This is a genomic window from Microbacterium sp. (assembly GCF_047605725.1).
Taxonomy (GTDB): domain Bacteria; phylum Actinomycetota; class Actinomycetes; order Actinomycetales; family Microbacteriaceae; genus Microbacterium.
In genome coordinates this window covers 12,612-24,983 of the sequence record NZ_JASGFE010000006.1, presented here as the reverse complement: position 1 = coordinate 24,983, position 12,372 = coordinate 12,612, and the positions used below count along the sequence as shown (strand labels likewise).

At 70.2% G+C, this 12,372-nt stretch carries 10 protein-coding genes; 7 read left to right on the top strand and 3 right to left on the bottom strand.

Annotated elements, in window-relative coordinates; all coding sequences use genetic code 11:
- Window positions 1-139 precede the first annotated feature (139 nt).
- From QM641_RS02385 to QM641_RS02370, 4 genes are all read left to right on the top strand, one after another.
- Window positions 140-889, top strand: coding sequence for a hypothetical protein (locus QM641_RS02385; RefSeq protein ID WP_415113061.1), 750 nt, complete (start codon window positions 140-142; stop codon window positions 887-889).
- 495 nt (window positions 890-1,384) lie between these two features.
- A complete protein-coding gene (locus QM641_RS02380; protein ID WP_415113059.1) occupies window positions 1,385-1,774 on the top strand; it encodes a GntR family transcriptional regulator in 390 nt (129 codons plus the stop codon).
- Entirely contained in the window at window positions 1,771-2,679 is a 909-nt protein-coding gene (locus QM641_RS02375) for an ABC transporter ATP-binding protein (protein WP_415113057.1), read from the top strand. Before QM641_RS02380 ends, QM641_RS02375 begins: the two co-directional genes overlap by 4 nt.
- Window positions 2,676-3,371 carry a hypothetical protein gene (locus tag QM641_RS02370; RefSeq protein ID WP_415113055.1) on the top strand — a complete coding sequence of 232 codons (696 nt, stop codon included), beginning with the start codon at window positions 2,676-2,678 and terminating at the stop codon, window positions 3,369-3,371. The genes QM641_RS02375 and QM641_RS02370 overlap by 4 nt, the downstream gene beginning before the upstream one ends.
- Before the next feature lie 43 nt (window positions 3,372-3,414).
- Here the strand turns inward: QM641_RS02370 and QM641_RS02365 are convergent, their stop codons facing one another.
- The gene (locus QM641_RS02365) at window positions 3,415-3,708 is read right to left on the bottom strand and encodes a chorismate mutase (RefSeq protein WP_415113053.1); all 294 of its coding nucleotides are present in this window, start codon (window positions 3,706-3,708) and stop codon (window positions 3,415-3,417) included.
- Between the two features lie 80 nt (window positions 3,709-3,788).
- Here QM641_RS02365 and QM641_RS02360 point away from each other — a divergent pair, with 80 nt between their 5' ends.
- Window positions 3,789-4,976 carry an AI-2E family transporter gene (locus QM641_RS02360; RefSeq protein ID WP_415113051.1) on the top strand — a complete coding sequence of 396 codons (1,188 nt, stop codon included), beginning with the start codon at window positions 3,789-3,791 and terminating at the stop codon, window positions 4,974-4,976.
- 158 nt (window positions 4,977-5,134) lie between these two features.
- Here the strand turns inward: QM641_RS02360 and QM641_RS02355 are convergent, their stop codons facing one another.
- Both QM641_RS02355 and QM641_RS02350 read right to left on the bottom strand, forming a co-directional pair.
- A complete protein-coding gene (locus tag QM641_RS02355) occupies window positions 5,135-6,421 on the bottom strand; it encodes an adenylosuccinate synthase (protein ID WP_415113049.1) in 1,287 nt (428 codons plus the stop codon).
- Window positions 6,422-6,694: 273 nt separating this feature from the next.
- Window positions 6,695-7,909, bottom strand: a complete 1,215-nt coding sequence (locus QM641_RS02350; RefSeq protein WP_415113047.1) for a cytochrome P450 — start codon at window positions 7,907-7,909, stop codon at window positions 6,695-6,697.
- 94 nt (window positions 7,910-8,003) lie between these two features.
- Between QM641_RS02350 and argG the strand changes: the two genes are divergently transcribed.
- The gene (argG, locus tag QM641_RS02345) at window positions 8,004-9,446 is read left to right on the top strand and encodes an argininosuccinate synthase (protein WP_415113045.1); all 1,443 of its coding nucleotides are present in this window, start codon (window positions 8,004-8,006) and stop codon (window positions 9,444-9,446) included.
- A gap of 149 nt (window positions 9,447-9,595) precedes the next feature.
- A complete protein-coding gene (locus QM641_RS02340; RefSeq protein ID WP_415113043.1) occupies window positions 9,596-12,202 on the top strand; it encodes a penicillin acylase family protein in 2,607 nt (868 codons plus the stop codon).
- The last annotated feature ends 170 nt before the right edge of the window (window positions 12,203-12,372 follow it).

The following is a 12,372-nucleotide window of genomic DNA, read 5'->3' as shown; positions in this document are numbered from 1 at the left end:
TCCGGGCCTCGCGCTCGGGCAGGCGTCGATTGAGCCTGTAAGCGGGACGCATTCGCGCCGAGACACCGGTCGGAGCCCGGCAGAAACGGCGAATCGGCGTCGGCCCGGCCAGTCCGGCGCGGCGACTAGCATGGCACCCGTGGACCAGTTCTGGATCTTCGCCGGCAACTACTGGTGGCTGGTGTTCCCGCTGGCCGCCGGTGTCGGCGGGCTCGTCCGACGCTGGGACTATCTGTCCGGCCGCCGCCATCGCCGTCGGCTGGAGATCCTCAAGGCGAAGGCGGAGCTGCGCGCCGCGAGCCTGCCGCAGGTGGCGACGGTGTCCGACCCGAAGCCGATCACGCGTCCCTCGCCGATTCCCACACAGCTGGAGCAGCTCTTCGCCATCCACGACCGCGTGACCGCGCGCTGGCTCGAGTACGAGCTCGACGTCGCGAAGCTCATCTCCTACCCGGCGATGAGCGATGGTCGACAGCCGCTGACGGCAGCCTTCATCCGCGCCCGCAAAGTCGCCGACGGGCTGCGTCCGGCCTCCGCCGAGGCCCAGGTCACACCCGAGCAGCTGGCCGAGTACCGCACCGCGGTGACCGACTACGAGGTCGCGTTCGACCTCGCCGAGCGCGACGCCAAGCGTGTCAAGGACTCCGGCTTCACGGAGTTGGAGCGCAAGCGTCTCGACAAGGCCAAGCAGCTGCTCACGATCGCCGTCGACGACGCGGCGACCCCCGCCGAGCGGCAGGTCGCGTACAAGCGCGTGCGCGACGAGCTCGACGGGCTCATCGCGGTCTCCGACGAGGCGCTGGTGATCCTCGAGGAGAAGGTGGCCCTTCCGCTCACCGCGCGCCCGACGAGCGCACGACCGGATGCCGCTCCCCCGACCCACCTATGACCGGATGCCGCGTCCCCCGCACACGGGAACGGCATAGCCGATGCGGCATCCGCCCCGCTCGACGACTGAGCGCACGCGCCGCTGCTGCGACCATCACGCCGACGGCCCATTCTGCAGGCCCGAGGTCCCGCGAGACCTCCCGTCTGCACCACATTCCCCGCCAGAACGGTGCACACCGGAGGTCTCGCGAGACTGCACAACTGCACCGGAATCCGGAGTGAAACGGTGCAGACGGGAGGTCTCGCGCGCCGTGGCCGCCGGAGCTTGAGCCGCAGGCCGGGCAGCCGGCAGAGCCGCATGCCGGGCAGCCGGCAGAACCCCGCGGGCCACGCGACCGACACACCCCGCGGGCCACGCGACCGACACACCACGCGGGCCGGGCGACCGACAGACCCCGCAGACCGAGTCGCGGAACCCCGCATCGGCCAAGGGCTTGACATCCGCGCCAGACTGTTGCATGGTTAGTTAGTCAAGTAAGTAACCAAGGAGGCTGATGTGATCGACGAAGGCCGCGCGCTCTTCCTGCAGATCGCGGAGAGCATCGAGGACGCCATCATCGACGGGAGCCTTGCCGAGGACTCGCAGGCGCCGTCCACGAACGAACTCGCAGCCTTCCACCGCATCAACCCGGCCACCGCTGCGAAAGGGATCGCCATGCTCACCGACAAAGGCGTGCTGTACAAGCGTCGCGGGATCGGCATGTTCGTCGCCCCGGGGGCGCGCGCACTGCTGCGCGGCGAACGCCGCGCCGCTTTCGCCGACCGCTACGTCGAGCCGCTCCTGGCCGAGGCGCGCACGCTCGGCCTGTCCCCTGACGACCTCGTGACCCTGCTGCGCGAGCGCGCCGCGTCACTGACCACCCGCCCGGAAGGAACGACACGATGACCACCGTGATCGAGGTCGAAGGCCTCACCAAGCGCTATCGCGACACCGTCGCCGCCGACGACGTCACCTTCTCCATCGAGGAGAACACCATCTACGGCCTCCTCGGCCGCAACGGCGCCGGCAAGACCACCGTCATGTCGATCCTCACCGCGCAGAACTTCGCGACCAGCGGCACCGTCCGCGTGTTCGGCGAGGACCCGTACGAGAACGCCCCAGTGCTCGGACGCATGTGCTTCGTGCGCGAGAGCCAGAAGTACCCCGAAGACGCGACCGCGCGGCACGCGCTCGCGATGGCCCGACTGTTCTTCCCGCACTGGAACCAGGAGCTCGCCGACCGCCTCGTCGCCGACTTCCAGCTGCCGATGCGCAAGGGCATCAAGAAGCTCTCGCGCGGGCAGCGCTCGGCGGTAGGCGTGATCATCGGCCTGGCCAGCCGCGCCGAGATCACCTTCTTCGACGAGCCGTACCTCGGCCTCGACGCCGTCGCCCGGCAGATCTTCTACGACCGGCTGCTGGAGGACTACACCGAGCATCCGCGCACGATCCTCCTCTCCAGCCACCTCATCGACGAGGTCGCCAACCTCATCGAACGGGTGCTCGTGATCGACCGCGGCCGCATCATCATGGACGACGAGACGGATGCCGTCCGCGGCCGCGCCGCGACCATCATCGGCGACGCCGCCGCGGTCGACGCTTTCGTCGCGGGCCGAGAGGTGCTGCACCGGGAGACGCTCGGGCGCGTGGCATCGGTCACGGTGCTCGGCGCCCTCACCACCGACGATCGCCGGCGACTGGCCGACGACGGCCTCGAGGTGGCGCCGGTGTCGCTGCAGCAACTGATCGTCCGCCTCACCCAGCATGCCGCCGAAGACGCGGCATCCGACACCGAAGGAGCACTCCGATGAGCCGCACGCTCAACGTCGTCCGCATGCAGCTGGTGAACCGGCAGACGTTCATCTGGATCCCGCTGATCATCCTGGGCGGATGCCTGGTCATCAGCCTGGCGATCTACGCCCTTCTGATCAGTTCCGGGGTGCACGGCGTCAAGGTCGGCGGGGCCGCTCAGGGACCGCTGTGGTACTTCCTCGCCGTCGGCATCCAGTCGCTGACCCTCACCTTCCCCTTCTCGCAGGCGATGAGCGTCACGCGCCGCGAGTTCTATCTCGGCACGCTGCTCACCGCGGCCGTGGCCTCGGCGGTGCTGGCGACGATCTTCGTGCTGGGCGGACTCCTCGAACAGGCCACGAACGGCTTCGGCCTCAACGGCTATATGTTCTATCTGGAATGGATCTGGCAGGCGGGTCCGCTCGCGGCAGGCCTCGCCTACTTCTCCGGCGCGATGCTGCTGTTCGTCATCGGCTTCGCGTGCGCGACGATCTGGAAGCGCTTCGGCGCCATGGGACTCACGCTCGTCCTCATCGCCGCGGGGGCGGCGATCCTCGGCATCCTCTGGCTGATCTCTCGCGCGGACGCCTGGGGCGGCGTGGCCGCGTGGATCATGACGCAGGGCGCGCTCGGCCTTGCCGCGTGGGGCCTCGTGGCCACCGCCCTTCTCGCGGGCGCGTCGTACCTGATCCTCCGTCGCGCCATCCCGTGACCTGCGGAGTCCGTCCCGGCCCTGCCCGGGGCGGACCCGCCCGTCACGGGTGCTGCTCGGCGGCGGCCGTGTGGTGGCGGATGACCTCGGCCACCACGAAGTTGAACCACTTCTCGGCGAACTCCGGGTCGAGGTCGGCCTCGACGGCCAGCCGGCGCAGGCGTGCGATCTGCTGCTCCTCCCGCGCGGGGTCGGATGCCGGCATCCCGTGCCGCGCCTTGAGCAGGCCGACCTGCTTCGTTCGGCGGAAGCGTTCGGCGAGCACGAAGATCAGCGCCGCGTCGATGTTGTCGATGCTCCCGCGGAGCTCTCGCAGCTCGTCCTGTGCGTCGGTCATGATTCCTCCCGGCCCGACACTACCCGCTCGTCCGGGGCGTGCGCCCATGCGCACACGCCCCGAGCCCTAGAGTGTTGAGCATGACCGAGGGAACCGGCCCCGCAGAGTCCGCCCCGCGCAAGCCCTCGCGGCTGCTGCGCCGACCGCGGGCCGCCTCGGCGCCCGACGCCGCGAGCGCGGTCACCGAGGCGGATGCCGGCGAGCCGACGCACGCGCTGTGGACGCACATTCACAGCCCGTTCCCGACCGGGTTCTTCGTCACGCTGGGCGGTCTGGTCGCGATCGGCCTCGCCGCCGCGCTGAGCAGCCTCGCCACCATCTGGATCTACATCGCGTTCGCGCTGTTCGCCGCCCTCGGGCTCGACCCGATCGTGCGGCGCCTGGGCGCGCGCGGCATCAGCCGCACGTGGTCGATCGTGATCGTGTACTTCCTGTTCGCGCTCGCGCTGGTGGCCGTGCTGTGGCTGATCATCCCGACCGTCGTGACCCAGATCGCGCAGTTCGTCGAGGACCTGCCGTCGATGGTCGCCGACTTCCGGCACACCGATCTGTTCGCGTGGCTGCAGGCCAACCTCGGCGATCAGGCGCCGGCGCTCCTGGCCGAGGTGCAGAAGTTCATCACCGACCCCGGGAACATCGCCACGATCGGCGGCGGCGTGCTTCAGGTGGGCGTCTCGATCGCGACGACCATCTCGGGCCTGGTCATCATCATCGTGCTGAGCCTGTATTTCCTCGCCACCCTCCCGCAGATGAAGCAGGCGTTCTACCGGCTGGCCCCGGCCCGCAACCGGCCGCTCGTTTCCGAGTTGACCGAGGAGATCACGGCATCGGTCGGCGGGTACCTCGGCGGCATGGTCGTGCTCGCCGCCGCCAACGCGGTCGTGTCGTTCCTGCTCTACACGGTGCTGGGCCTGCCGTTCCCGCTGCTGATGGGTGTGGTCGCGTTCGTCATCACGATCATCCCGCTCGTCGGTACCGTGCTGTTCTGGAGCATCGGCACGCTCATCGCAGTCTTCGCCGACCCGCTCGCTGCCCTGATCTTCGCGGCGGGCTACCTCGTCTACATGCAACTTGAGGCATACGTCCTCACCCCGCGCGTCATGAGCAAGACCATCTCGGTGCCCGGCTCGCTCGTCGTCATCGGCGCGCTCGTCGGAGGCACCCTCATGGGGCTCCTCGGCGCGCTGGTGGCCATCCCGGTCACCGCGTCGATCCTGCTGATCGTCAAACGCGTCTTCATCCCGCGGCAGGACGCCAAGACGGACTGAGGTTCGACCGTCCCGCCGGGATGTCGTCCCGGTGGGGTGCGCATAATTCAGGCAGAACGCCGCTGCCGCCCGGCAATACCCGCGCAATCGCGGGTATTGCCTGAGTTATGAACGCCGCGCCCGGTTGCCGGTGTACCCGCCGACCAGCAGCCGCGACATCAGTCGACGAGGTCGTGGCGCACGATGACCGCATCGCGCGCGGCGCCGACGCCGATGACCGAGATGCGCGTGCCGCTCATGGCCTCCAGCGCGAGCACGTACTCGCGCGCCGCGCGAGGCAGCTCGTCGAAGGTGCGCGCCTCGGAGATGTCCTCGGTCCAGCCCTCGTAGTACTCCAGGATCGGCGTCGCATGATGGAAGTCGGTCTGGCTGACCGGCACCTCCTCGACGCGCTCGCCGTCGACGTCGTAGGCGACGCACACCGGGATGCGCTCCAGCCCGGTGAGGATGTCGAGCTTGGTCAGCACCAGGTCGGTGATGCCGTTGATGCGCGTCGCGTAGCGCGTGACCGGAGCGTCGTACCAGCCGACCCGGCGCGGGCGCCCGGTCGTGGTGCCGAACTCGAATCCGCGGCTGCGCAGCCATTCGCCCTGCTCGTCGTGCAACTCGGTCGGGAACGGCCCCGACCCGACCCGGGTCGTGTAGGCCTTGACGATGCCCACGATGCGATCCAGCCGGTTCGGGCCGACACCCGCGCCGGTGGAGGCGCCGCCCGCGGTCGCCGACGACGACGTCACGAACGGGTAGGTCCCGTGGTCGACGTCGAGCATCGTGGCCTGACCGCCCTCGAACACGACGACGTCGCCCGCGTCGAGCGCCTCGTTCAGCAGCAGCGAGGTGTCGGCGACCATCGGGCGGAGCCGCTCGGTGTAGAGGAGAAGGTCTTCGACGATCTCATCGACCGTGATCGCGCGGCGGTTGAAGACCTTCACGAGCAGGTGGTTCTTCTGGTCGAGCGCGCCCTCGACCTTCTGGCGCAGGATGTTCTCGTCGAAGAGGTCCTGCACGCGGATGCCGACGCGGTTGATCTTGTCGGCATAGGTCGGGCCGATGCCCCGACCGGTCGTGCCGATCATGCGCTTGCCGAGGAACCGCTCGGTCACGCGGTCGAGCGTGCGGTGGTACTGCGTGATGACGTGCGCGCTGGAGCTGACGCGCAGCCGCGAGGTGTCCACGCCGCGGGCGTTGAGGGCCTCCAGCTCGGAGAACAGCACCTCCAGGTCGACCACGACGCCGTTGCCGATCACGGCGTTCACGCCGGGGGTCAGGATGCCGGAGGGCAGCAGGTGCAAGGCATACTTCTCGTCGCCGATCACCACCGTGTGGCCCGCGTTGTTGCCGCCGTTGAACTTGACGACCCAGTCGGTGCGGTCGCCGAGAAGATCGGTGGCCTTCCCCTTGCCCTCGTCGCCCCATTGGACGCCGACGATCACGATTCCGGGCATGGCCGCTCCCTTGTTCTGCGCGGGGATTACGCCCCAGTCTATCGAGGCCGCCCCCACGACCCGGCATCCGCCCACCCTGCCCCGCGAGTCACTGCCCAAACCACCAGTCACTGTGCTGGAGGGCAGTGACTCGCGAGCAAGGCAGTGACTCGCGAGCCAGAGCAATGACTCGCGAGGGGAGAGAGGAAGAGGGAGAGAGGGAGAGAGAGGGAGGGGGAGAGAGGGAGGGCGGGCAGCAGAGAGAGGGCGGGCAGCAGAGAGAGGGATGCCGGGTCAAGACGCCACGGCGGCGCGGAAGCGGATCGGGAACCGGACCGCGCCGGTGTTGCCCGAGACCGGCAACCACTCCCCCGGGCCGTCCGGCTCGGCCCCCGGCATCCGCCGCGCCAGCAGAGGCAGCGCGACGCTCATGTCGGTGCGCGCGACGAAGTGCCCGAGGCAGTGGTGCACGCCGCCGCCGAACCCGCTGTGCAGCGGGCGGTGCTCCACGGCGAGGTCGATGCCCGCGTCGGGGCCGAACGCGCGTGGATCGGTGCCCGCGGCGTGCGAGAGCACCTGCACGATCCCGCCCTTCGGGATGTGCAGCCCGTCGAGGTCGACGTCCTCGACGGCCTCGCGGGTCACCCACGTCACGGTCGGGTTCACGCGCATGACCTCCTCGACGGCGCGTCCGCCGAGCTCGGGATGCTCGGCCAGCAGCGCCCACTGGTCGGGGCGCGCCAGCAGGGTCTGCAGCGCCAGCCCGAGCTGGTTGCGCGTGGTCTCCATCCCGGCGAACGCGAGGAAGACGAGCGAGACGCTCAGCTCCCGCCGTGTGAGGGCGTCGTCGTCCTCGTGGGCGAGGAGGAGCGTCGTGACGAGATCGTCGCGCGGGTGCGCCTGCCGGTCGGAGATCACCTGCTCCACGTAGCCGGTCAGTCCCGCAAGGGCCGCCTCGATGCGCGGAAGGTCGCGACGGATCCGGATGCCGAAGGACTTGCCCAGATCGTCGGCCCAGTGCGCGACGCGGCTCCACTCGTCGTCGGGCAGCCCCAGCAGCAGGCACAGGATGCGGGCCGCGTACGGCTCGGCGAACTCGGAGATGAACTCCACCCGCCCGCGCGCGGCGAAGGCGTCGATCAGCTCGTTCGCGAGCGCCTGGAACTGCGGCCGCATCCGCTCGATGGCACGACTGCGAAACGCCGGTCCGAGCAGGCGCCGCAGGCGCATATGGTCGGTGCCCTCCAGGCTCAGCAGCGTCTCGCCCCACCACTGCGCGAACGGGCCGTCGTCTATGCCGTTCTGCGCGGGCCAGCGCGCGTTCCCCTGCTGGAACCTGCGGTCCTTGAGGATCGCGGTGCCCTCGTCGTAGCGCAGGATCGCCCACCCGTACGGGGTCCGGGCGTACCAGTTCGCCTGGCGGGCGCGGTGCACGACGTCGGAGGTGACGTCGAAGGCCGGGTCCGCGAGATCGAGGTACGCGATGCCGTCCGCGCTGGCCGTGGTCATGCCAGGGATCTTACGAGGTTCCGCCGTCCCCGCTGCGCGCCGGAGCGCCGCAGCGCGAACGAGCGATGGATGCCGCGACCGTAGGATTGAGGGCATGTCGAAGGTCCTCCAATCCCTGCCCATCGGCGAGCGCATCGGCATCGCCTTCTCGGGAGGGCTCGACACCTCCGTGGCGGTCGCGTGGATGCGCGACAAGGGCGCGATCCCCTGCACGTACACCGGCGACCTCGGCCAGTACGACGAGGACGACATCGACTCCATCCCCGGCCGCGCGCTGGCCTACGGCGCGGAGCTGTCCCGCCTCGTGGACTGCAAGCCGATGATGGTCGAGGAGGGCTTCGTGGCGCTCGCGTGCGGCGCCTTCCACGTCCGCTCCGCCGGCCGCACCTACTTCAACACCACGCCGATCGGGCGCGCCGTCACCGGCACGCTGCTCGTGCGCGCGATGAAGGAGGACGGCGTCGGCATCTGGGGCGATGGCTCCACCTACAAGGGCAACGACATCGAGCGCTTCTACCGCTACGGGCTGCTGGCAAACCCCGCCCTGCGCATCTACAAGCCGTGGCTCGACGCCGACTTCGTCACCGAGCTCGGCGGACGCCGGGAGATGAGCGAGTGGCTCGTCGCGCACGGGTTCCCCTACCGCGACTCCGCGGAGAAGGCGTACTCGACGGATGCCAACATCTGGGGCGCCACGCACGAGGCGAAGACCCTGGAGCACCTGAACGTGTCGCTGGAGACCGTCGACCCGATCATGGGCGTGCGGTTCTGGGACCCGGCCGTCGAGATCGCCACCGAGGACGTCACGATCTCGTTCTCCGCCGGCCGTCCGGTCGCGATCGGCGGCGTCGAGTTCGACGACCCGGTCGCCCTCGTGCACGAGGCGAACGCGATCGGCGGACGGCACGGCCTCGGCATGAGCGACCAGATCGAGAACCGCATCATCGAGGCCAAGAGCCGCGGCATCTACGAGGCGCCCGGCATGGCGCTGCTGTTCATCGCGTACGAGCGGCTGGTCAACGGCATCCTGAACGAGGACACCCTCGCCACCTACCACGAGCAGGGCCGGCGCCTCGGGCGTCTGATGTACGAGGGCCGCTGGCTGGAGCCGCAGTCGTTCATGCTGCGCGAGTCGATCCAGCGCTGGGTGGGCTCGGCGATCACCGGCACGGTCACGCTGCGCCTGCGCCGCGGCGACGACTACACGATCCTCGACACCACCGGGCCGAACCTGTCGTACGCGCCGGAGAAGCTGTCGATGGAGCGTGTGGGCGACGCCGCGTTCGGCCCGACCGACCGCATCGGCCAGCTGACCATGCGCAACCTCGACATCGCCGACTCGCGCGCCCGCCTGGAGCAGTACGCCGGGCTGGGCCTGATCGGCGGGGCGACCGCCGAGCTCGTGGGCGACCTCTCGTCGGGGTCGGCGGCGGCGATCACCGGGCACGCGGAGCCGTTCACGGCCGAGCGCGAGGCCTTGGCGGATGCCGTCGACGAGGCCTCCGAGTCGGCGTCGTTCGACTTCGGCGCGGACTGACCCGACGCCTCGGCGGCGGCGCGGGCGTTCCGCTCGTCCGTCGTGCGGGCTACGATGCCCGAAGCGGTGCCGTGCGAGACCGGGGGGTCGGCGCCGCGACCCGGGGTGCACGGCATCCCGTCCCACGTCGCCCCGGGGGAGTGCCAACGATGTCCACCACCACCGAGATCGCGCCACTCACCGATGCGGGCGGGCCTCGCAGCTCGCTCGGGCGCCGGATCGGCATCGCCGTCTTCGCGCTCGTCGCCCTCGTCACGGTGCTCGCCCTGGTCGCCGCGGGCGTAATCGTGTGGACCGTGCAGCGCTCGTTCCCGCAGCTGAGCGGCACCGTCGCGGTGACCGGACTGGGGAAGGATGCCACGATCCAGCGCAACGCGCTCGGCGTGCCCACGATCGTCGCCGACACCACCGACGACCTGTTCTTCGCGCAGGGCTACGCCCACGCCCAGGACCGCTTCTGGGAGATGGACTTCCGCCGCCACGTCACCAGCGGCCGGCTGGCCGAGCTGTTCGGCCAGTCCCAGCTCGGCACCGACATGTTCCTGCGCAGCCTCGGCTGGCGGGCGATCGCCGAGCAGGAGGTCGAGGCGCTCGACGAGGCCACGCGCGGCTACTACGAGGCGTACGCCGCGGGAGTGAACGCCTACCTCGACGACCACGACGGGGCATCCGTGTCACTGGAGTACGCGGTGCTAGGACTGCAGAACTCCGCGTACGAGATCGAGCCGTGGACCCCGGCCGACTCGGTCGCGTGGCTCAAGGCGATGGCGTGGGATCTTCGCGCGAACCTGGTGGAGGAGACCGAACGGGCGCTTCTGGCCCGCACGCACACGCCGGAGCAGATCGCCGAGCTCTACCCGCGGTATCCGTACGACCGCAACCCGGTCATCGTCCCGACGGTCGTGGCGGCCGAGGAGACCCCGGCCCCGGCGGCGGAGACCGATGCCGCAGCAGCCGCCCCGGCGAGTGTCGTGTGGACCGAGGTGGGCGACGTCGTCGAAGCCGCGAGCGCCCTCGTGGGCGGGGCCGGCGAGGGCATCGGCTCGAACTCGTGGGTCGTGTCGGGCGATCTCACCGAGAGCGGCCTGCCGCTGCTGTCGGACGACCCGCACCTCGGGGCCTCGCTCCCGAGCGTGTGGTACCAGAACGGCCTGCGATGCCGCGAGGTGACCGAGGCGTGCGCGTTCGACGTCGCAGGCTTCGGGTTCGCCGGCGTCCCCGGCGTGATCGTGGGGCACAACGCGTCGATCGCGTGGGGCGTCACCAATCTGAACAACGACTCCGCCGACCTGTACCTCGAGAAGGTCGACGGCGACCAGTACTGGCGCGACGGCGCGCTCGTGCCGCTGCAGACGCGCACCGAGACGTTCGCCGTCGCCGGCGGCAAGGACGTCACCACGACCGTGCGCTCCACGGTGCACGGACCGATCGTCTCCGGCCTGAGCGACGACTTCACCGCCATCGCCGAGGCCCCCGTCACGGGGTCGACCGATGCCGTGACCGTCCCGCAGGACGGCCTTTCCGGCGAGTACGCCGTGAGTCTGGCGTGGACCGCACTTGAGCCGGGCACGACGGCGCGGTCGATCTTCGCGATCAACCTCGCGCAGGACTTCGAGCAGTTCCGCGCCGCCGCGGAGCTGTTCGACGTGCCCGCGCAGAACCTCGTCTACGCCGACCGCCAGGGGAACATCGGCTACCAGGCACCGGGTCGCATGCCGATCCGCGGCGCCGGCGACGGATCGATGCCGCAGCCGGGCTGGGACTCCAGCTACGACTGGCAGGGGTACATCCCGTTCGCGGAGCTCCCCACCCTCTACAACCCGCCGGCGGGGTTCATCGTCACCGCGAACAACGCCGTCGTCGACGAAGCGTACCCGTACCGCATCACCGACGACTGGGACTACGGCTGGCGCGCCGCCCGCATCGTCGACCGGCTGGAGCGCGCGGCGGCACGCGGCGGCATGACGGCCGACGACATGTCCGCCATCCAGGCCGACCAGCAGCTGTGGATCGGCAAGCGGCTCGTGGCAGCGTACGCCGACGTCGAGGTGGACGACCCCGGCGCCCGCGCGGCGCTCGAGCTGCTGCAGCAGTGGGACACGCAGAACCGCACCGACTCCAGCGGCGCCGCCTACGCGAACGTGCTGTGGGACGAGCTCGTGCAGGACCTGTTCACGCGGCGCGACGACCCGGCATCGGTCGCCGGCCAGGACCGCATGTTCCTCGTCGTCGACCGGCTGCTCGGCGACCCCGACTCCGCGTGGTGGGTCAACGAGAAGCTCGGCGTGAACGGCCGCGACGAACTGCTCGCCAAGGCGGCCGTCGACGCCTACGACCGGCTCGTCGAGCTGCAGGGCGATGACCCCGATCGCTGGGAGTGGGGAGCGCTGCACGCCATCACCCTGACCAGCGGCACGTTCGGCTCCAGCGGCATCCCGATCATCGAGTGGCTCTTCAACCGCGGCCCCTACCCGGTGGGCGGCGGATCGGCGGTCGTCGACGCGACCGGCTGGGTGCTCGGCAGCGGCGGCTTCGCCACCGTCACGGTGCCCTCGATGCGCATGACCGTCGACCTCGCCGACCTCGACGCCTCGCGCTGGAACCACCTGACCGGCGCGAGCGGGCACGCATTCCACCCGAACTACACCGATCAGTTCGAGACGTGGCAGCACGCGCGCCAGACGTCCTGGCCCTTCTCGTCCGACGCGGTGGGCCAGGCGACCGTGGACAGCCTCACCCTGGTCCCGCGAGGCTGATCAGTCGCCGGAGCCCCGCGTCCCGGCATCCCGCCCCCTGTCCCTGCCCCCTCTCGACACTGTTGGCGACACCTTCCTGCTTCTGCCCCTACGAATATGTGGCGCCATCGCAGGAAACTGGCGCCAACCTCAGAGGCGGTGCAGGAACCTGGCGCAGTCGCAGGAAGGTG